The 20,360-nt window shown below is 49.0% G+C and carries 18 protein-coding genes; 7 read left to right on the plus strand and 11 right to left on the minus strand.

Annotation, left to right across the window (positions count from 1 at the left end):
• Positions 1-247 precede the first annotated feature (247 nt).
• From rpsI to zapE, 3 genes are all read right to left on the minus strand, one after another.
• Positions 248-640 (minus strand): 30S ribosomal protein S9, encoded by a 393-nt coding sequence (gene rpsI / locus IX31_RS15635; RefSeq protein WP_034459799.1) that lies wholly within the window; start codon positions 638-640, stop codon positions 248-250.
• A 14-nt stretch (positions 641-654) separates the two neighbouring features.
• Entirely contained in the window at positions 655-1,083 is a 429-nt protein-coding gene (gene rplM, locus IX31_RS15640; RefSeq protein ID WP_034459800.1) for a 50S ribosomal protein L13, read from the minus strand.
• Positions 1,084-1,331: 248 nt separating this feature from the next.
• Positions 1,332-2,450, minus strand: a complete 1,119-nt coding sequence (zapE, locus tag IX31_RS15645; protein WP_034459802.1) for a cell division protein ZapE — start codon at positions 2,448-2,450, stop codon at positions 1,332-1,334.
• Positions 2,451-2,630: 180 nt separating this feature from the next.
• On the opposite strand from zapE, the gene zapG reads away from it, so the two are divergent.
• The 3 genes from zapG (at position 2,631) to degS (ending at position 5,765) form a co-directional block, all read left to right on the plus strand.
• Positions 2,631-3,032, plus strand: coding sequence for a Z-ring associated protein ZapG (zapG, locus tag IX31_RS15650; RefSeq protein WP_034459804.1), 402 nt, complete (start codon positions 2,631-2,633; stop codon positions 3,030-3,032).
• A 208-nt stretch (positions 3,033-3,240) separates the two neighbouring features.
• Positions 3,241-4,611: a serine endoprotease DegQ gene (gene degQ / locus IX31_RS15655; RefSeq protein ID WP_034459806.1), complete on the plus strand. Its 1,371-nt coding sequence runs from the start codon at positions 3,241-3,243 to the stop codon at positions 4,609-4,611.
• Between the two features lie 86 nt (positions 4,612-4,697).
• Positions 4,698-5,765 carry an outer membrane-stress sensor serine endopeptidase DegS gene (gene degS, locus IX31_RS15660; protein ID WP_034459808.1) on the plus strand — a complete coding sequence of 356 codons (1,068 nt, stop codon included), beginning with the start codon at positions 4,698-4,700 and terminating at the stop codon, positions 5,763-5,765.
• 70 nt (positions 5,766-5,835) lie between these two features.
• Here degS and mdh read toward each other — a convergent pair whose 3' ends face one another.
• Positions 5,836-6,774 carry a malate dehydrogenase gene (gene mdh, locus IX31_RS15665; protein ID WP_034459810.1) on the minus strand — a complete coding sequence of 313 codons (939 nt, stop codon included), beginning with the start codon at positions 6,772-6,774 and terminating at the stop codon, positions 5,836-5,838.
• A gap of 562 nt (positions 6,775-7,336) precedes the next feature.
• Between mdh and argR the strand changes: the two genes are divergently transcribed.
• From argR to yhcN (IX31_RS15680), 3 genes are all read left to right on the plus strand, one after another.
• Positions 7,337-7,807 carry a transcriptional regulator ArgR gene (gene argR, locus IX31_RS15670; RefSeq protein WP_034459812.1) on the plus strand — a complete coding sequence of 157 codons (471 nt, stop codon included), beginning with the start codon at positions 7,337-7,339 and terminating at the stop codon, positions 7,805-7,807.
• Between the two features lie 385 nt (positions 7,808-8,192).
• On the plus strand, positions 8,193-8,456 hold the full coding sequence (gene yhcN, locus IX31_RS15675) for a peroxide/acid stress response protein YhcN (RefSeq protein WP_034459813.1): 264 nt from the start codon (positions 8,193-8,195) through the stop codon (positions 8,454-8,456).
• 107 nt (positions 8,457-8,563) lie between these two features.
• Positions 8,564-8,830, plus strand: a complete 267-nt coding sequence (gene yhcN / locus IX31_RS15680) for a peroxide/acid stress response protein YhcN (RefSeq protein WP_034459815.1) — start codon at positions 8,564-8,566, stop codon at positions 8,828-8,830.
• Between the two features lie 68 nt (positions 8,831-8,898).
• On the opposite strand, the gene IX31_RS15685 is transcribed toward yhcN (IX31_RS15680), so the two are convergent.
• The 5 genes from IX31_RS15685 to aaeX all read right to left on the minus strand — a co-directional run bounded on the left by IX31_RS15685 (position 8,899) and on the right by aaeX (position 13,867).
• The gene (locus IX31_RS15685) at positions 8,899-9,171 is read right to left on the minus strand and encodes a barstar family protein (RefSeq protein WP_034459816.1); all 273 of its coding nucleotides are present in this window, start codon (positions 9,169-9,171) and stop codon (positions 8,899-8,901) included.
• Between the two features lie 30 nt (positions 9,172-9,201).
• Positions 9,202-10,656, minus strand: coding sequence for an NAD-dependent succinate-semialdehyde dehydrogenase (locus tag IX31_RS15690; RefSeq protein WP_034459819.1), 1,455 nt, complete (start codon positions 10,654-10,656; stop codon positions 9,202-9,204).
• A gap of 93 nt (positions 10,657-10,749) precedes the next feature.
• On the minus strand, positions 10,750-12,711 hold the full coding sequence (gene aaeB / locus IX31_RS15695) for a p-hydroxybenzoic acid efflux pump subunit AaeB (protein ID WP_034459822.1): 1,962 nt from the start codon (positions 12,709-12,711) through the stop codon (positions 10,750-10,752).
• 12 nt (positions 12,712-12,723) lie between these two features.
• A complete protein-coding gene (gene aaeA / locus IX31_RS15700; protein WP_034459824.1) occupies positions 12,724-13,656 on the minus strand; it encodes a p-hydroxybenzoic acid efflux pump subunit AaeA in 933 nt (310 codons plus the stop codon).
• A gap of 7 nt (positions 13,657-13,663) precedes the next feature.
• Entirely contained in the window at positions 13,664-13,867 is a 204-nt protein-coding gene (gene aaeX, locus IX31_RS15705) for a p-hydroxybenzoic acid efflux pump operon protein AaeX (RefSeq protein WP_034459825.1), read from the minus strand.
• Between the two features lie 159 nt (positions 13,868-14,026).
• Here aaeX and aaeR point away from each other — a divergent pair, with 159 nt between their 5' ends.
• Positions 14,027-14,959, plus strand: a complete 933-nt coding sequence (gene aaeR, locus IX31_RS15710; RefSeq protein ID WP_034459827.1) for an HTH-type transcriptional activator AaeR — start codon at positions 14,027-14,029, stop codon at positions 14,957-14,959.
• Positions 14,960-14,992: 33 nt separating this feature from the next.
• Here the strand turns inward: aaeR and tldD are convergent, their stop codons facing one another.
• Both tldD and yhdP read right to left on the minus strand, forming a co-directional pair.
• Positions 14,993-16,438: a metalloprotease TldD gene (gene tldD / locus IX31_RS15715; RefSeq protein WP_034459830.1), complete on the minus strand. Its 1,446-nt coding sequence runs from the start codon at positions 16,436-16,438 to the stop codon at positions 14,993-14,995.
• Between the two features lie 74 nt (positions 16,439-16,512).
• Positions 16,513-20,313, minus strand: a complete 3,801-nt coding sequence (gene yhdP / locus IX31_RS15720; RefSeq protein ID WP_034459832.1) for an AsmA2 domain-containing protein YhdP — start codon at positions 20,311-20,313, stop codon at positions 16,513-16,515.
• Between the last annotated feature and the right edge of the window lie 47 nt (positions 20,314-20,360).

The raw sequence follows: 20,360 nt of genomic DNA on the forward strand, positions 1-20,360 counted from the left end.
AACAACGCCGGAACACCACCAGTTGCCAGAAAACGAGGCGAAAACAAACTGATGCCGACATGCGGGCAGAAAATTGGTTGATAGTTTACCAGATTTTACGGGTTTTGTGGGGGACGGATCTGGAATTTGACTGAAAATCCAGTTTTATCATATCGTTAGTAACACTAAATATAATTTTCAGGCATAAAAAAACCCGGTACAGGACCGGGTTTTTTCGTAAATTGTATTCTGCAAAAGCAGAGGACAATTAACGTTTGGAGAACTGAGGACGACGACGTGCTTTACGCAGACCGACTTTCTTACGTTCAACTTCACGAGCATCACGAGTAACGAAACCAGCTTTACGCAGTTCGCCACGCAGGGACTCGTCGTACTCCATCAGAGCGCGGGTGATACCGTGACGGATCGCACCAGCCTGACCAGAAGTACCACCACCTTTAACAGTGATGTACAGATCGAATTTCTCAACCATATCAACCAATTCCAGCGGCTGACGAACTACCATGCGGGCAGTTTCACGACCGAAGTACTGTTCCAGAGAACGTTGGTTGATGATGATTTTGCCGCTGCCCGGTTTGATAAACACGCGAGCTGCGGAACTTTTGCGGCGACCAGTGCCGTAGTATTGATTTTCAGCCATTGCCATAATCCCGATTAAATGTCCAGAACTTGCGGTTGCTGTGCCGCGTGGTTGTGCTCGGTGCCCGCGTAAACTTTCAGTTTACGGAACATAGCACGGCCCAGCGGGCCCTTTGGCAGCATGCCTTTAACCGCGATTTCAATCACACGCTCAGGACGGCGGGCAATCATCTCTTCAAAGGTCGCTTGTTTGATACCACCGATGTGGCCGGTGTGATGGTAATACACTTTGTCAGTACGCTTGTTGCCGGTTACAGCAACTTTTTCTGCGTTCAGAACGATGATGTAATCACCAGTATCAACGTGCGGAGTGTATTCCGCTTTGTGCTTACCGCGCAGACGGCGAGCCAGTTCAGTAGCCAGGCGACCTAAGGTCTTACCGTCAGCGTCAACAACGAACCAGTCGCGCTGTACGGTTTCTGGTTTAGCTGTAAAAGTTTTCATTAAAAGCTTACCCAATATATAGTTACACGTAGGTGTTCACCCAAACGTTTAAAATCAGTTCAAGGTTCACACGACAAAGTCCGGCAAACCTACCCCTTCGAATAGCCAATGCCAGCACGACCAAGTTTTGGGAAAAAAACTTTGGTTGTAACGTGGGGTCGCAAGATTATAGGGAAGTCGCCCCTAAAGGTCGAACCTTTTTGTCGTTTTTGTCTCACTTTGTAGTTAGCCCCGGCCTCAATTGCGGTTTAAGGCATATGCGACAAACGCAAATACTCCTCACTTTGCATTTCCTGCAAGCGCGACAGGCAGCGCTGGAACTCAAAGCGCAATCTTTCTCCCTGATAAATCTCGAATAGAGAAACTTGCGCTGATACCACCAGCTTGACGTGACGTTCGTAGAACTCATCTACCAGAGCGATGAAGCGACGTGCTTCATTTTCATTACGCGTATTCATAACCGGTACATTAAACAACATCACGGTATGGAACAGACGCGACAATGCGATGTAGTCATGCTGGCTGCGAGCATCGACACACAATGTATTGAAATCAACCGCAAGCGTCTGATTGGCAAGGCCTAAAGTAGCTAATGGACGATGGTTAATTTCCAACACCGGCTCTCCTTCCCGCACTGCGCCGGCCAGAGCTGTGTAGAGTTTTTCCATTTGCCCTGCAGTTTCGTCATTAAGCGGAGAAAGCCATAAATGGGCCTGAGTCAGCGTTCTCAAACGGTAATCGATACCCGCATCAACGTTCATGATTGCACAGTGGCGTTTTATCGAGTCAATCGCAGGGATAAATCGCGACCTCTGTAGACCGTTACGATACAAATCATCTGGCGGAATATTAGATGTAGCCACAAGCGTAATTCCGCGCGCAAACAGAGCCTGCATCAACGTGCCAAGCAGCATTGCATCAGTGATATCCGAGACAAAAAATTCGTCAAAACACAGAATGTCCGTCTGTGCTTTAAAGCGGTCTGCAATCAATTCCAGCGGATCGGTTTGCCCTTGCAGCTCGGCCAGTTCTTCATGCACACGCAGCATGAATCGATGAAAGTGCAGCCGCTGCTTGCGCTCGCCAGGTAGACTCTGAAAAAACATGTCCATTAACCACGTTTTTCCTCGCCCCACTCCCCCCCACATATAGAGCCCATGGACAGGCTCCTGATTTGCCGAAGCGCTACGTTTACCAAAGAGCTTGCCAAAGAAACTACCGCTTGCTGCCACAGTTGGCGTTTGGCTGGTTAGTGCCTGCCAAATGGCGTCCAGTCTGGCAACAGCTTCACGCTGCACATCATCCGGTTGATAGCTGCCCTCGGTCAGGGCTTGTTGGTAGCGCAATGCGGGAGAGATATTTTGCATGGTATTATGGTATTCCCTTAAAAATCGGATTGCCGTTTACTTAATGCTCAAAAAAGGACGGTTGTCGAAAAAAAGGCCGTTCTACCCTAAGCGATGCTGCGTCAGGATTCCACTTCTCTTAGGTTAACGGTTATAGTGGCTACATTACCCTACGGAAACACAATACAACGGGAGAAGTTCATGACCTGGGAATATGCGCTAATTGGGTTAGTTGTTGGCATCATCGTTGGTGCAGTTGCTATGCGTTTCGGCAACCGCAAGCTGCGTCAGCAGCAAGCAATGCAGTACGAAATTGAGAAAAACAAAGCAGAACTTGAAGAGTATCGTGAAGAGTTAGTCAGTCATTTTGCACGTAGTGCCGAATTGCTCGACAACATGGCTCATGATTACCGCCAGCTTTATCAACACATGGCAAAAAGCTCCAGCAGCTTGCTGCCAGAAATGTCAGCAGAAGCGAATCCATTCCGAAACCGCCTCGCTGAGTCTGAAGCCAGCAACGATCAGGCACCGGTTCAAATGCCGCGTGACTATTCCGATGGCGCATCCGGTTTGCTGCGTACTGAACGCGCAAAACGCGATTAATCACAATTCTGTATTTTTTTCCTGGGGTACGGTTTTCGTACCCCAATCTCTCTCACGCACAGCTATCATTTACTAGTATCTCATCACTCTATAACAACATTGTTACCCGGTTGATATTTCAATAACATCGGAGTGTCATCCCCTGTATCCTGGTAGATGACAAGTCGGTCGGGTTTTCCTTTTTCCAGGTCACGAGAGCAAGCAACCAATGAAGAAACAAACACTGTTGTTGAGTGCATTAGCGATAAGTGTCGGGCTAACGTTCGGTATTGCATCGCAGGTAAATGCGGCGTTGCCAGCACAAGTTCCGGGCCAGGCAGCAATACCAAGCCTTGCACCAATGCTGGAAAAAGTCTTACCCGCGGTAGTCAGCGTGCAGGTAGAAGGCACAGCGGCTGCACCGAGCCAGAAAGTCCCGGAAGAGTTTAAAAAGTTCTTTGGTGATGACATGCCACCATCGGAAGCTCAGCCATTTGAAGGTCTGGGCTCTGGCGTCATCATCAATGCAGAAAAAGGCTATGTGTTAACCAATAATCACGTCATCAACCACGCAGAGAAAATCAGCGTGCAGTTAAATGATGGACGTGAGTTTGATGCCAAATTAATTGGTGGTGATGATCAAAGTGATATCGCATTGATTCAAATCCAGAATGCCAGCGGCCTGACGCAAATCGCCGTGGCAGACTCAGACAAACTGCGCGTGGGTGATTTTGCTGTTGCTGTAGGGAATCCATTCGGCCTTGGGCAAACCGCGACGTCGGGTATCATTTCGGCATTAGGTCGTAGCGGCCTTAACCTGGAAGGGCTGGAAAACTTTATCCAGACAGATGCTTCCATTAACCGTGGTAACTCCGGTGGCGCGTTGCTGAACCTGAACGGTGAGCTTATCGGCATTAATACCGCGATTCTCGCGCCAAGCGGCGGCAGTGTAGGTATCGGTTTTGCTATCCCAAGTAATATGGCGCAAACCCTGGCTAAACAACTGATGGAGTTTGGTGAAATCAAACGCGGCTTGCTCGGTATTAAAGGTACTGAGATGAGTGCGGATATCGCTAAAGCCTTCAACCTCACAACTCAGCGTGGCGCGTTTATCAGCGAAGTCTTACCGCAATCAGGTTCAGCAAAAGCAGGCGTGAAAGCCGGTGATGTGATTACCAGTTTGAATGGCAAAGCCATCAACAGTTTTGCTGAGCTGCGAGCAAAAATCGCCACAACGGAACCCGGAACTGTAGTGAAACTGGGCTTGCTGCGCGATGGGAAACCGTTGGAAGTGAGCGTGACGCTGGATAAAAGTACGGCATCATCAGCCAACGCAGAACTGATTATGCCAGCCTTGCAAGGCGCAACTCTGAGTGACGGCCAGTTAAAAGATGGCACTAAGGGCATTAAACTCGACAGCGTTGAAAAAGGTACGCCTGCGGCACAAGCCGGCTTACATAAAGATGATTTCATCATTGGCGTGAACCGCGAACGGGTCGCAAGCATCGCGGAAATGCGTAAGGTTCTGGAAAGCAAACCAGACGTTATTGCGTTGCATGTGGCGCGCGGTGAAGAGAGCATATATCTGTTAGTACGTTAATCTGCTCAGTAATCGGACATCTGTGTACGATGTCCGATTAACTCATGCTATTCTGCTTCCGGCTTATTATTAACTAATTCAAATCCATGTTTCTAAAGATATTACGCTCGGTGGTAATTGGCCTGATTGTGGCTGGATTGTTGTTGGTTGCATTACCAACTCTACGCCAGAAAATCGTCCCTTTAGCCCCCTCAAAGTTTGACAGTGCTGATGAAACTCCGCTGAGCTATAACTCTGCGGTGCGACGTGCTGCGCCTGCTGTGGTGAACGTATACAACCGCAGCATCGGTAACAACTCGCAAAATCAGCTAGAAATTAAAACTCTTGGTTCAGGCGTGATCATGGACGAGCGTGGTTACATCATTACCAATAAACATGTCATTAATGATGCCGAACAAATCATCGTTGCACTGCAAGATGGCCGTGTGTTTGAAGCACTACTGGTTGGCTCCGACAGCCTTACCGACCTGGCTGTATTGAAAATCAATGCCACCAGCCTCCCTGTTATTCCTATCAACAATAAGCGAGTGCCGCATATTGGTGATGTCGTCATGGCGATTGGTAACCCGTATAACCTTGGGCAGACCATTACACAGGGGATAATCAGCGCGACGGGTCGTATTGGCCTTAGCCCTTCAGGTCGCCAGTCATTCCTGCAAACTGACGCCTCGATTAACCACGGTAACTCCGGTGGCGCACTGGTTAACTCGCTGGGCGAGTTAATGGGTATTAACACATTGTCTTTTGATAAAAGTAATGATGGCGAAACACCAGAAGGTATTGGCTTTGCAATCCCTACTCAGCTTTCCACCAAAATCATGGATAAGCTTATTCGCGATGGCCGCGTGATTCGTGGTTACATTGGTATTGGCGGGCGTGAGATAACACCATTGCATGGTCCGGCTACCGGCATCGATCAGATTCAAGGGATCATCGTTAACGAAGTTTCACCTGGTGGCCCTGCAGCGAAAGCAGGTCTTCTGGTTAACGACGTGATTATTTCGGTGAACAATAAGCCAGCCATTTCAGCATTAGGCACTATGGATCAGGTGGCAGAAATTCGCCCAGGTTCAGTCATTCCGGTTGAAGTGATGCGCGATGATAAGAAGCTGACGTTACAAGTGACGATTCAGGAATATCCCGCCACTAACTGATAAATGTTGAATCTCAGGCAATAAAAAACCGGAACTCAGTTCCGGTTTTTTTATCTCTGAAGTCTGGTGTTTACTTGTTAACGAACTCTTCACCAAGAGTAATATCTTTCTTCAGGGTATCGAGCATACCTTCCAGCGCCTGGTGCTCAAACGCACTCAGTTTGCCGTAAGATTTGAGCTCTGCAATACCGTTTTTACCCAGCAGCAGCGGCTGAGAGAAGAAACGAGCGTGCTCGCCATTGCCTTCAACATACGCACATTCAACCACATTGCTTTCGCCTTGCAGAGCGCGAACCAGAGACAGACCAAAACGTGCAGCAGCCTGGCCCATTGACAGAGTTGCAGACCCGCCACCAGCCTTCGCTTCTACAACTTCAGTACCCGCATTCTGAATACGCTTAGTTAAATCAGCAACTTCCTGCTCAGAGAAGCTTACGCCTGGGATCTGAGACAGCAGTGGCAGAATAGTCACGCCAGAGTGTCCGCCAATAACAGGGACTTCGATATCCGTCGGCAGTTTGCCTTTCAGCTCCGCAACAAAGGTGTTGGAGCGGATGATGTCCAGCGTAGTTACGCCAAATAATTTGTTTTTATCGTACACACCTGCTTTTTTCAGCACTTCCGCGGCAATAGCAACGGTGGTATTCACAGGGTTTGTGATAATACCGATACATGCCTTAGGGCAAGTTTTGGCAATCTGTTGAACCAGATTCTTCACAATTCCCGCATTGACGTTAAACAGGTCAGAACGGTCCATACCTGGTTTACGCGCTACACCGGCAGAGATAAGCACCACATCCGCACCAACCAGTGCAGGAGTTGCATCTTCACCACAGAAACCTTTGATTTTTACATCGGTCGGGATATGACTCAGATCGACTGCAACACCTGGGGTTACAGGTGCAATATCATACAGAGAGAGTTCTGAACCTGAAGGCAGTTGGGTCTTGAGTAGAAGGGCAAGCGCCTGGCCGATTCCGCCGGCTGCGCCGAGGACTGCAACTTTCATCCTAAACTCCTTATTATGGTTAGCAAATAGGTGCCGTAACTCCATGCGGTGGCGACCATAATCCAGAGAAGGGGTAATTACAATATTCCCGCTTAAGGTTTGCGACGTTACGCAATCCTGAAACGTTACTGCTGCATTTACTCGCCGGGTGGAAACGACGCCTTAGCGCCCGGTCACAACCTGATGTTGTCACATCAACAGGCGGTTACATTACCCCTCCCTACGCAGCAAAACAACATCATTTTGATAACATTTAATTTACCTAACGACTTATTTTCGAGTCGTGACGAAGGCATGTTTCTCGATAACAAAATTTGATAAAATCAGCCCCTTTCATAACATTAATTCAGGCTTACACCCTATTAATTATGCCCTTTAGCATTCGAGTTGCAGGTAGGCGGCAAGGGAGTGAGTTCCCAGGAGCTTACTTCAGTAAGTGACTGGGGCGAGGGAGTGCAGCCAACACCCCTGCGGCTCGAAGGATATGGGCATGTTGCATAAAAATTCATTTAAATGCATAATCATGTTATCTCTGTTGACCTGTCTATTCTATGGGTGACCTATGCGTATTTCCTCAAAACAAGAAGAATTAGTCAAAGCATTCAAAGCATTATTGAAAGAAGAGAAATTTAGTTCTCAAGGCGAGATCGTCCATGCTTTGCAAAACGAAGGTTTCGAAAACATTAACCAGTCCAAAGTATCCCGCATGCTAACCAAATTTGGTGCGGTACGTACTCGCAACGCAAAAATGGAAATGGTGTATTGCCTGCCTGCTGAATTGGGCGTTCCTACCACATCCAGTCCATTAAAAAATCTGGTACTGGATATTGATTACAACGATGCTGTTGTTGTGATCCACACAAGCCCGGGTGCTGCACAGTTGATTGCACGCCTACTGGATTCTTTAGGTAAAGCTGAAGGGATTCTGGGTACGATTGCCGGTGACGACACTATCTTTACTACGCCAGCCAAAGACTTCACGGTTAAAGAGCTTTATGAGGCGATTCTGGTGCTCTTCGAACAAGAGCTTTAAGTCTTAAAACGGCTGTTCCCGCTGTTATTGAATGGCGGGAGCAACGTGCTGATACATCCTTCTATTTCCTTATGCCTGCCTGCAAATCTTATTTTTCACCTCTCCTCATGCTTTAAAAACCGAACCCATCAGCAAGTTATGTGATGAACCGCACAAAAAGTCAAAGTTTGATATCTCATTGTTTTTACTTATATTTAACATAAATAAAGCAATAAAAGATCATTTTTAATAACTTTACGTAATAAAGAAAACCTCTATTATTGTAAAGTTTCATAGAGAATAATTAGCGTGGTATTAATTTTCCAGGTTATTAGTGTATACTTGATTTTGTGATGAGGGTCACGGAATGAGGACCCCAATAAAAGAATACGACGAGGTAAAAATTATGAATATGAAATCAACAGTAGTAGCCGCCAGCCTGCTTTCAATGCTGTCATTTGGTGCTTTCGCAGCGACATCTGTTAACGCAGAACAGGCACAGAATCTTCAGCCGATGGGCACAGTTTCTGTAAGCCAGATAGGTAGTGCACCAATGGATATGCACCAAATGCTGAATGAGAAAGCTGAAGCGAAAGGCGCATCTTCTTATCGCATCGTAGAAGCACGTTCTGGCGATGCGTGGCATGCCACAGCTGAGCTGTATAAATAAGCCTGGCAAGTATAAGTAACACCGATTCATCAAGACGACGGCCTCAAGAACAATAAATGCAGTTAAGCCCTTCCGGTCGTTGATAAAAAACTTTAGGAGTAGACATCATGAAAACCAAATTAACCATCGCAGCACTGAGCCTTTTGTCTGTTATCTCTTTCGGCGCTAACGCAGCCGCGCATCAGGTAAACAGCGAACAAGCACAAAACATGCAGTCTATGGGTAGCATTTCTGTCAGTCAGACTGGCAGTGCACCAATGGATATGCGTCAGGAATTATCACAGAAAGCGACCAAAGAAGGTGCATCGGCTTATCGTATAACCGAAGCGCGTACCGGAGATACCTGGCACGCCACCGCTGAACTGTATAAATAAACCCTCGTCGTCAAATTCTGACGACTTTGCCCCCGCTTGCGGGGGCTTTTTTATATCTAAAATAGAGTTTAGCCGCGCACGTTAAAGCGCAACTGCCCTTCCAGCTCTTCCTCTGCTTCGTCAAAAAGCAAAATCAAAGCCCCATAACGCCGCCTTTGCATCTCAGGTAAATGAACAAACTCGATCTCCGCCGGGAGAGGTAAAGTGCCCCCGATGACCACATCCCATAAACTATCGAGATCGTGGACCTGCTTTTTCTCAAGTTGAAATGCCTGGGTAAAGTGACGATAGAATCCAGGCTGGTCTTCTATCTGACTAAAATCGAAGGTGTATTTTTTCATTGCTTGCCACCTTAACCAGAACGAATCGTTCTACAACCCACCAATATGCAAGGTTTTGACTTCCAGAAACTCATCCAGACCCAATACTGAACCCTCACGGCCAAGACCGGACTCTTTCACGCCGCCAAATGGTCCCAGCTCAGTCGAAACTGCGCATTCGTTAATACCTATCATGCCGCTTTCAAGCGCCTGAGAGACGCGGAATACACGCGATAGATTCTGAGTATAGAAGTAAGCAGCTAAACCAAATGGCGTATTATTTGCCCGCTCAATGACTTCCTCTTCCGTTTTGAAACGAAAACAGGCAGCCACAGGGCCAAATGTCTCTTCCTGTGCCAGTTTCATATCGTCATTCGCATCAATAATCACAGTGGGCTGCCAGAAGTTGCCACCCAATTCATGGCTCTTGCCACCCACAAACACTTTGCCACCCTTCGCTTGCGCATCTTCCACGTGTTCACGGACCTTATCGACTGCGGATTTCTCAATTAATGGCCCGACAACGACGCCCTCTTCCAGACCATTCCCGACTTTGAGAGATTTGACCGCCTCCGCCAGTTTGTTGACGAACTGGTCGTAAACCTTTTCTTGAATGAAGAAACGGTTAACGCTGACACACACCTGGCCTGCGTTGCGGAATTTGTTGGCAATAGCTCCTTTCACGGCTTCATCGATATCAGCATCATCAAAGACGATATATGGTGCGTTACCGCCTAATTCCATTGAGACTTTTTTCATCGTTTCAGCGGCATTACGCACCAGCGTTTTGCCAACGGCGGTGGAACCGGTGAATGAAATTTTCCGGACTTCGTGGCTCGCCATAATGGCGTCGCTGATTTCTTGCGTATTACCGGCTACAGCATTTAACACGCCATCAGGTACGCCCGCTTTTTTCGCCAGCGCGAGTAAAGCAAATGCTGATAAAGGCGTGTTATTAGCAGGCTTGATAATCCCGGTACATCCCGCAGCAAGTGCCGGTCCGAGTTTGCGCGTCAGCATTGCCATTGGGAAATTCCACGGCGTAATAGCGGCGACAACGCCAACCGGTTCACGGGTTGCCAGGATGCGTGAACCCGGTTTGATAGCTGGAATAATTTCACCATTTGCTCGTTTAGCCTGCTCCGCAAACCACTGAATAAAACTTGCGGCGTACTCGACTTCCCCTTCTGCCTCTTTCAACGGCTTGCCTTGTTCGGTGGTCATCAAGCGGCCGAGCCAACTCTTGTTCTCAATAATCAGCTGGAACCAGCGGTAGAGAATGGTGGAGCGTTCTTTGGCCGTTTTTGCACGCCATGCGGGAAAGGCTTTAGCCGCAGCGGCAATAGCCTCTTCAGCCTCTTTTTTACCAGCCTTTGCGACTTTAGCGACGACTTCACCTGTGGCGGGATTGAGAACATCGAAAGTTTGACTGAGTGTCCGCCACTCACCATTTACGAGATAGCCAGTGTTGAATAATTCACTGTCCTGGAGTGCCTGATTTGTCATAATTTTCTCCTGTTATGAATTACGCATCTGCAACTTGCAGTCTGACGGGTATAAGTATAGATACAAAAAAGCCGACGTAAGCGTCGGCTATGGCTAAGCATCTATCAGGGCATGCTGGTATTTATGGAGCACATACGCCAGGCGCTTCACAGGTTCGGTAACCTGTAGCGGCGCCTCCCAGACACGCAATTTCTCCTGGTAGATATCTAATTCCTCCAGCAACTGCTGGAAGTAACGCCGCCTTTTGTCGTCGCTGGATGCTGAAATCACGCGGTCTGCCGTTTTACGCAGTTGTCGATGGAAAGCAGAAAGATCGTCATTCACCGGAATCGGCGCATCGCGCAATCTCTGGTGAGCAATAATCAAAATCAGCGCTAAACGGTAGCGGTCGATATCGCCAGGAAACGTATTGAGCAACAAGAAAAGTTGCTGATAAAGCGCAGGAAGATGGTTCTCTTTACGGCGATTGTTGTTGGTCGTCAGTGCTGAAACTGCGGCCGAGACAAACTGGTTCAACAGCGTGCGGCCGGTGCGCTCTTTCGAGTTATCACGAATCAGCAATATCACCATCAATGCCAGGAAACAGCCAACGATCTGCCCCAACGCGCCGTCCAGGAAAGTGTTGAGGTGGAACGTCATCGGGTTATCGAGAACAATGACATTAATTGTCCCAGCCAATGCCCCCATAGAGCCCAGACGTCGTTTCTGCACTTCAATCCCAATGAAGAAACCAAGCAAACCGAGGCTAATACACAGCAGTAGAATACTTTGTTGCGTAGAAGGAATGACAACCAGGAAGTAGAACGCACCTAGCGGCAGCGCTACCAGCATTCCGTATAAGAAGTCGATCGCAACCATGCGCGGATTGGGTAAGCGCATCGCCAGTGATGTGACAACGGCGATCATAACCATAGCGCCGCTTCCTGATGTCCAGCCTGTCCATAGCCAGAACAAGCTACCAAGCAGACAAGAAACTGTGGTGCGCCAAAAGTTGATCATTGCGTGATGGCCTTCGGCAGACTGCACTTTGACCACCACTTCCTGGGTCAATACTTCCTCTTCCACCACGCTAATACGCGTATTGCTGGCCACACCGCGTTTTAGCAAAAGGTAGCGGGTGATTGCGCCAGTCCAACTGCTGATAGTAACGGGTGTATTTTTCTCGCCAGCGTAGGAGATGAATTTGCGGATAACCTTCATCTGCTTATGGACATCAGCAGCCGTTTCTACGGGCGCCTCAAACAGCGCTCGGAATTCGGGCGTGACGAATTCGGGGCGCGTGTTTTGAATCAGATAGGTTTCGCAGGCCTGCGTGATGAGCGTGAGCGAAATTGTATTGATTGCCTTCAGGCGGCGGTTCGCCCGGCCCCAACGAGCAGATTCAATATTGAGATTGGTACGCATCCCTTCGAGAGCCGTGGTGCGGCGCACAAGACCTGCCCACGCTTTATCAACCACCTCTTTATCGCCATGCGCAATACACAGCTGCATCAGTCGATATTGGTCCACCAGCAAATTATCTAACTCGCGATCAATTTCCTGTTTGATAGAACGCGGGGAAAAGAGCAAGTCAGCGAGAATCGCGCAAACAATACCGATTACGATTTCACTGCAGCGCTCCACCGCAAACTGTGGTGTCAAAAGTGGATGAGCCTGAATAGTGACGACAATAATTAGCGCCGTGTAGCCGGAAAGCCCCCACGCGTAAGAATTTTCGACTTTAACCAGAGAGGAAATCCAGGTACAAAAACCAGCCCAGATACAGCACACCAGCAGCATCACTACCGGTGCACGAATCAGTAAAGTGATAATAAACAGGGCAGCAAAACAGCCGATAAATGTGCCAACAATACGCAGCATGCCGCGATAGCGAATTGCGCCAGAATAGGGTTCACCACCTGCGGCAAACGCCGGACCTGCCGCAACGATAGCCGCTGTCAGCACCGCCCAACGAGGGGTTTCAAGCTGGAAATGGAACCCGACAAACATTGCCAATACGATGGCAAAAGCCAGCTTAATGGCAAAGCGCAGATGTAACCGCGAGATAAAATACATATCAACCTACGCTTAGCCGAACTCACGCAAGCGATGCATGAATTTGATGAATACCGAATCGTGGTCGGTATCACGATCTTTATCTCCAGTCACCACGACAGTTGCCGTTGTCCCGGCGGGATAAAGGTTAGCCTGTTGTTCATCAAGATGAATTCGCACCGGCACACGCTGCGCCAGACGCACCCATTCCAGGTTGGAATCAACTGTCGCCATCCCTTTGGTATCTCGGGTACTGCTGGCGTTGGTTACCCCAGCAGAAATACTGTCTACAGTTCCGCGTAACACACGATTGCTACCAAGTGGCGTGATTTGCACACGATAACCAGGGCGAATGCCATCGAGTTTGGTTTCTTCCATATAGGCCAGAATGTAGAAAGTGCCGCGTTTGACCAGTGCAACAGCGGTGGAACCGCGGGTAATAAATTCACCGGTATAAACATTCAGGTTTGTTACCCAACCTTCGGCTGGCGCACGAATGATAGTGCGTTGCATATCCAACTGTGCCAAATCACGGGTCGCTTCAGCTTTCGCTAACTGATGCAAAACGGTCTGCAGCACGTTATTAGATTGCTCAATCTCCTCACGCGACATCGCCTGAGTCCCTAATGAATTACGACGCCCTGCTTCACGACGTTTTTCCCCGGCCAGCGCCTGGTAGTAGGCAACATCGGCCTGTGCCTGCTCGAGCGCTTTCTGATAACGCGGCTGGTCGATGGTGAATAGAATTTGATCCTTCTTCACCAGTTGGTTGTCATGAACCTTCACATCGGTAATTAAGCCCGATACGTCTGGCGCAATGGCGACAACGTCTGCGGTAAAGCGAGCGTCACGCGTCCATGGAGATTCGGTATAGAACACCCATGCACGGAAGATAGCGATGAAAGCCAGCAGCACCAGAATCAGTGTGATGGCAGTGCGGGTTATTTTTCTTGTTAGTGCTTTCACATCAACCTCAAACAAACAGACGAGAGATCAGATAAAACAGGCAGCAATAAAGCGCTGTATTAAATAATGCCGGGTGCCAGACAAAATCATAAATTCCCGTCGGTGTAAGCAGACGGCGAACCAACCAGAACAACGCCAGCGAAAGAATTAGCTCGAAGAATATCGGCGGAAAAGAAAGACCGAATATCACGACAACGGGAAATAGACTCATGTTAACCTTGCAGAAAATACGGAAGACACAAACCCTGGGACAGCCAGGAATACTGAGCTAACGAGTGATACGGGTCGTGTTGTTAATAATATATTACCGCAATAGTTAGCCCGTTATCTATAATCTGTGATCTAAATCACTTTTAACTCAGAGTGAACAATGGAAAGACTTAAACGCATGTCGGTATTTGCCAAAGTTGTCGAACTTGGCTCTTTTACCGCCGCGGCCAGGCAGTTGGAAATGAGCGTATCGTCAATTAGCCAAACCGTTTCCAAATTAGAAGATGAGCTACAGGTCAAGCTGTTAAACCGCAGCACGCGCAGTATTGGGCTTACTGAAGCCGGTAAAATCTACTACCTCGGCTGTCGTAAAATGCTGCATGAAGCGCAGGCAGTGCATGAACAACTTTATGCATTTAACAACACGCCGATTGGCACGCTGCGCATTGGCAGTTCTTCAACTATGGCACAAAATGTACTCGCGTCCATGACCGCCGATATGCTCAAAGAGTACCCGGAATTGACGGTAAATCTTGTCACGGGTATTCCTGCACCAGATCTGATTGCTGATGGCCTGGACGTAGTTATTCGTGTGGGTGCATTGCAAGATTCAAGCTTGTTCTCGACCAAACTCGGCTCAATGCCGATGGTGATTTGCGCCGCCAAAAGTTACCTTCAGCAAAATGGCACACCTGAAAAACCAGCCGATCTGACAAGCCATTCCTGGTTGGAATACAGCATTCGCCCCCATAATGAATTCGAGTTGATCGCACCAGAAGGGCTGACAATCCGTATGCTGCCGCAAGGGCGGTTTGTCACCAATGATCCTATGACGCTGAGTCGTTGGCTAAAATTAGGGGCTGGGATCGCTTATGTGCCGCTGATGTGGGTGATCGATGAGATCAATGACGGGACGCTTGAGATCTTGTTGCCGGGCTATCAGTCGGATCCACGCCCGGTGTATGCCCTATATACCGAAAAAGATAAATTGCCGTTAAAAGTACAGGTGTGTATTAACTACCTGACTGAGTATTTCGTGAAGGTTTCGCACCTTTATCAAGGTGTTCGCGGGATAAAAAGCAGCCGGGATTAACCCGGCTGTTTTTTTACTTTGGAAAGAGAAGTTTTACGCTGTGCCACCAACCGTTAAGTTGTCGACTTTAAGCGTTGGCTGGCCAACACCGACTGGCAGACTCTGCCCTTCTTTACCACAAACGCCGACGCCGTTATCGAGCGCAAGGTCGTTACCCACCATAGAAATCTGCTGCATAGTTTCGATACCGGAACCAATCAGCGTTGCGCCTTTTACCGGCGTCGTCACTTTACCGTTTTCGATGAGATAGGCTTCTGAAGTCGAGAACACAAACTTACCGGAAGTGATATCCACCTGGCCGCCGCCAAAGTTCGGAGCATAGATACCGTACTCAACGGATTCGATGATCTCTTGCGGAGTAGACTTACCGGCGAGCATATAAGTGTTGGTCATACGTGGCATTGGCAGGTGCGCATAAGATTCGCGGCGACCATTACCGGTTGGCGCAACACCCATCAAGCGGGCATTCAGCTTGTCCTGCATGTAGCCTTTCAGTACACCGTTTTCAATCAATACGTTGTACTGACCCGGAACACCTTCATCATCAATAGCAATGGAGCCACGGCGGTTTGCCATGGTGCCGTCATCAACAACGGTGCACAGCTCAGAAGCGACTAATTGGCCCATCTGACCACTGAATACGGAAGTTCCACGACGGTTGAAATCGCCTTCCAGACCGTGACCAACAGCTTCATGCAACAGCACGCCCGGCCAACCTGCGCCAAGCACTACCGGGAACATACCGGCAGGTGCTGCTACGGCAGAAAGGGTAACCAATGCCATGCGCACAGCTTCTTTCGCCCACGCGTCGGCACGAACTTCGCCATCAACGTTTTCGAGGAAATAGTCATAACCGAAACGACCGCCACCACCGCTGGAGCCACGCTCACGTTTACCGTTATCTTCAACCTGCACGCTAACAGACAGGCGCACTAATGGGCGAACATCAGCTGCCAGTGTACCGTCGGTTGCTGCCACAAGAATCAATTCGTAAACACCAGTCAGGCTGGCTGTGACTTCCTGAACGCGAGCGTCTGCCGCACGGGCTACGCTATCTACACGTTTCAGGATGTCGAGTTTTTCTTCGCGCGTCATACTTTGCAGCGGATCTGCGCTGGTATAAAGCGCACTATGCTGCACAGCGCCTAATGTCTGTACGCGGCCATTTCCTTTATCTTGCACGATGCTTCGGGCCGCATGAGCACTTTGCTCTAGTGCCAGCAAGCTGACCTGGTCGGCATAAGCAAAACCGGTTTTCTCACCGCTGACCGCACGCACGCCAACACCTTGATCGATGTTATAAGAGCCATCTTTAATGATGCGGTCTTCCAGCACCCAGGATTCGTGATAACTGGACTGGAAATAGAGATCGCCATAGTCGAGTCGGCGCTCGGACAATTGTCCCAAAATGGAAAAAAGATCTTGATGGGTTAAGCCATTCGCAGACAGCAACTGCTCACTTACCAGGTTCAGACTCATCGTTTCGCTACTCTTATTTGTCTATCGATTGGAGATATCTATTGAGCTTGCGGCAATTAGCCGTCCGCGTCAAATCACTTAGCGTCGTTAACTCTTGGCTGACGGAGCACTTCATTAATTTGCGGTTGGTCGACCGAACCAGTGATGTGGTAGCGCAACACGGAGATTTTACTCCACAAAGGCCCTAACACTTTACTAGCGGCAAACACTGCGGCACCTATTATCGGGTTAACCACAAAAGCGGTCGCCACGCCAACGGTCGCAGAGATTTCAGGTGCGACAACGGCTTCAAGATCAAGTCGGCGCCGAACCAGATCAACGGAGCCTTTCATGCCGATATCAGCTTCCAGACCATCAACTAACGTATCGTCAGTATGCAACACGCCATCTTTGATCCAGGCCGTACTGCGGATGGAATCAAAATAGAAACCATCACCGAAGGTATCGCTGAAATCGAAACGCAACTTACGCATTAACGCATCGACGCTCACCAACCGCAGCAATTGCCCGGCGTGACCTGTGCCCAAATCGGCAATCTGGCCTTTACCCAATTTGATATGAAGGATTCCGTTTAGTGAAGCAAAGTCAGGCTGCCAGGGTTTATCACGCCAATGCAGATCATAATCCGCATCAAATGATGAACCCTGAATTGGCGTTTTAACGCCAAAGAAATTGGTTGCAGCATCAAGCTTACCGCCATGAAGTTTACCTTTTATGGAGGTGCGCTCTTCTGCTGGACTGTTAACCCATTGACCACTGCCGGTTAGCCTTGCAAATCCCGAATCGACTAAACCATTTTCTAATTCCAGCGTGTTCCCTTTAACAGCGAGATCACCTTCAATGCGGCCATATTTTTGCCCCCACAACCAACATTCGGCGCAACGCAGTTGCAGATCAGGCCAGTTGCGGAAATCAATTGAAGTATTGTCTCCCAGTGGAGAACTGCTGGTCGTTTTGGCTGTGCTGTTGCCCCAATTAGGGTTGAAATAGAGGTATTTGATTGCTGCGCGCCACGGTGCATTATCTTGCATCGTCAACGAGCCATTCACTTCACGCCCCTGTGCTTCAACACGCGTACCGCCAGGTATCGCGTGGGAAACCAGACTCAGGTTATTCCACTGCTGCCCAGCGAAAGTCAGCGAAGGCGTACGTAACGTAACATCCGATGGGAATGATGCAGAGTTACCGACACTTTCTGCCGCCCCCTGGCTAAACAGCGCTAACCATTGCGCACCGTCCATCGCAGGGAGATCAAGCTCAACACCTGGATTGTCAGGTAACGGTGGAATGGTGTGGCTGTTCGCTGCCCAAATAGCCCGATCCAGTGTCAGTTTCTTATTCAGTAGCCAGCGGCTGGAGAAGTGATTTGTCGGCCCCGCATTACCCGTCAAATTAAAGCTATTCAGGTCGCCTTTCACTGCAACTTTCAATGGCAATGCCTGACCCGCTGATTTATTAACTGGCGCAGGTAAGTGACTACTCACATTTTTCAGATCTGCATCCACATTGACCTGATAATTCGCCTCTCCATGGTAAGGAAGCGTAATCGCCACATCCCCTTTCCACGGGACATTTCCGCTCAACTCTTTATTAACCGGCTCAGGCAAAACACCCATTTTTGTTGGCTGCCAGTCGCCCAGCAAATTGACGCCAATCTTGTAATCTTTCTCACCAGTTTTAGTATTAAAATCAATACCTACTGCCTGGTTAAACCAGGTGGCTTTTAACGGTTCGCTTTTCAAATCGCCGTTCACAAAGCTGAATTTACCCGTCAGGTTGCTCAGCGTGCTGGAGAGCGGTTTTATCAGCAGCGTATTGTTGTGAAGTTGGACGTCACCTGAAGCGGTGGTCATATCGCCATTAAATGGGATATCCAGATGTAAGCGAGCATTCACATCCCCACCAATCTGGAGTTCATCGAGAGCAGCAGACAGTGAATCTTTTAGAGGTGTTTCTTTGAAATACGGGCCAACTGCACTTCCAGGGCCGCTGATATCAGAATCAATCAACAGTTTTTCTTTCGAGTAATCCGGGATAATCGCCGTGAGGTTGCGCCCAGTAACTCCCCCGAGTTTCACCTCATCAGACTTCATCCATAAACCGTCATTGATAAAATCAAGCGTGATATTCAGATTCTCTAATGCCGGCCAGTCAGGCTGGAAAGCAAATTTTGCATTGCGTAGCGGAACGTAGACCTCAAATTGCCCTTCGTTATGCAGATAAGGGAAAAGATGGGGGTTGCCGCCATAGACCAACGTCGCGTTTTCGGCTTCACCACCCTGAATAGCGCCACTGAGGTAATCAACCAGCTCTTTGCCCATCAGGTTTTCAGGGAAATAGCGCCAGGCATCCGCACCGTTGTTGGTACTGATTCCGGCTAAAATACCTAACCATGGGTCACCCCCCTCAGGCTGGTAATAACGGAAATCGCCTGCAGCCCATACCGATCGAGCTTTTACATCAAGATTTTTGCCATCAAGCTGGAAACCAGAAGCATTTTTCCGCCATTCAAGCGTTGCGGCGCCATGTTCAATCTCCAGCGGTGCGCGGAAGACACCTTCATAAGGCATTTTAGCATCTAGGACCTGTGCATTAAGCTGCCCGTGGGCAAGGCTACCGGTAATTGAACCTGCGAAGTGTTCAACACCGGGAAGCATTTTCCATTGGTTCCAACTCACATCTTTCCAGCGCCCTTGCATGCGGGTGCTTTCCGTTTGCTGGAGCGGGATATCCAGTGCAAGCACATCAATGTGCCCTCGAGGTTGCAAGGAGGTCCAAATATCGCCTAAATCAGGGGAAATTTTCGCGGCTATTGGCAGTAAACCAGTGAAGCTTTCCAGCTCCATGTTTGTGGCGCGGACGCGCAATTCGTCACCGCGCGTATTCTCTTTCCCGCCCACATCCTGCGGAGCAATCCACGCTAAAGATAGCGAACCTTTTGGCCAGGTTTTGCCATCAAGAGTGATATTCGTTGAGGGAATACCAAGATTCCAACCTGCTTGTGAACGATCAACATGGGCCATTAAATTATCAACGGATAACTGGTGTGCGGAGCTTTTCCCCGCCCAGCTTGCACCACCTTGCTTCAGCCAGATATTGCCACCAGCAATATCGCCCTCTTTGATATCCATCCATGCTTCGAGGGTGAATTTGGCAGTCTGTAAATTAACATTGTCCTTCATCCAGCGGCCAAGCCACGGTTTTACGTCAACGTTGTCAGCCTGTAGCCAGACTTTGCCGATATTGAGCAAGCCATTTTCGTCCCGTAAATCCATCCGCACTTTTGCCAGACCGTGTTGCCCGGTAAAGCTCGACAGACTGACCAGCCCTTCAGCACGGTGACGGTTTTTGGTGTTAAGCCAGGTAAGTTGTGGGATCGTGAGTTCGGCACGTTGGCCAGATAGAGTCAGGAAACTAAGGGAGCTGTCGCGCAAATCAAAGTGATCGAACTGGCGTAAAAAGAGATCGCTGATTTTACCCGGCTCAAACTTACCGTCCCCCTGATTCTGGCTCAGTGGAGTATTGGTGCGCATCTGTAGCTGGTAAAAAGTGAGGTCGCGGAATTGCCAACGCGCATGCAAAATACTTTGCCAAAGGTCGAGCGCCAGCGTCACGCGCTTAACGCTCAACTCACCGCCGTCTTTCAGACCGGCTTTAACATCACGCACATCCAGAGTTGGGCCAAAGTTTTCCCAACTTGCCTTTATCTGGCTGGCATCGACAGGCGTGCCAGTCATCGCTTCAATTTTATCTAACAAAGCCGGGCGCCAGGCATCGAGATGCGGCAAAACCAGCCGCAAACCACTCACCAGTAGTGCGACGATAACGATAAGCGTTGCGCCAGTGAGTAGCAGAATGCCGGGCAGTCGCCTCACGTATATCTCCTTGTTAGCCGCCGGAGCGGAACTCGAACCTGCGCCAA

This window comes from Buttiauxella noackiae, assembly GCF_000737905.1.
GTDB lineage: Bacteria > Pseudomonadota > Gammaproteobacteria > Enterobacterales > Enterobacteriaceae > Buttiauxella > Buttiauxella noackiae.

Excerpts from the sequence above, each read along its gene's own strand:
- yhcN (WP_034459813.1), top strand. The coding sequence starts at position 8,193 with ATGAATATGAAATCAACAGTAGTAGCCGCCAGCCTGCTTTCAATGCTG.
- rplM (WP_034459800.1), bottom strand. The coding sequence starts at position 1,083 with ATGAAAACTTTTACAGCTAAACCAGAAACCGTACAGCGCGACTGGTTC.
- aaeX (WP_034459825.1), bottom strand. The coding sequence starts at position 13,867 with ATGAGTCTATTTCCCGTTGTCGTGATATTCGGTCTTTCTTTTCCGCCG.
- rpsI (WP_034459799.1), bottom strand. The coding sequence starts at position 640 with ATGGCTGAAAATCAATACTACGGCACTGGTCGCCGCAAAAGTTCCGCA.
- argR (WP_034459812.1), top strand. The coding sequence starts at position 7,337 with ATGCGTATTTCCTCAAAACAAGAAGAATTAGTCAAAGCATTCAAAGCA.
- IX31_RS15685 (WP_034459816.1), bottom strand. The coding sequence starts at position 9,171 with ATGAAAAAATACACCTTCGATTTTAGTCAGATAGAAGACCAGCCTGGA.
- tldD (WP_034459830.1), bottom strand. The coding sequence starts at position 16,438 with ATGAGTCTGAACCTGGTAAGTGAGCAGTTGCTGTCTGCGAATGGCTTA.
- zapG (WP_034459804.1), top strand. The coding sequence starts at position 2,631 with ATGACCTGGGAATATGCGCTAATTGGGTTAGTTGTTGGCATCATCGTT.
- degS (WP_034459808.1), top strand. The coding sequence starts at position 4,698 with ATGTTTCTAAAGATATTACGCTCGGTGGTAATTGGCCTGATTGTGGCT.
- aaeR (WP_034459827.1), top strand. The coding sequence starts at position 14,027 with ATGGAAAGACTTAAACGCATGTCGGTATTTGCCAAAGTTGTCGAACTT.
- IX31_RS15690 (WP_034459819.1), bottom strand. The coding sequence starts at position 10,656 with ATGACAAATCAGGCACTCCAGGACAGTGAATTATTCAACACTGGCTAT.
- aaeB (WP_034459822.1), bottom strand. The coding sequence starts at position 12,711 with ATGTATTTTATCTCGCGGTTACATCTGCGCTTTGCCATTAAGCTGGCT.
- zapE (WP_034459802.1), bottom strand. The coding sequence starts at position 2,450 with ATGCAAAATATCTCTCCCGCATTGCGCTACCAACAAGCCCTGACCGAG.
- yhcN (WP_034459815.1), top strand. The coding sequence starts at position 8,564 with ATGAAAACCAAATTAACCATCGCAGCACTGAGCCTTTTGTCTGTTATC.
- degQ (WP_034459806.1), top strand. The coding sequence starts at position 3,241 with ATGAAGAAACAAACACTGTTGTTGAGTGCATTAGCGATAAGTGTCGGG.
- mdh (WP_034459810.1), bottom strand. The coding sequence starts at position 6,774 with ATGAAAGTTGCAGTCCTCGGCGCAGCCGGCGGAATCGGCCAGGCGCTT.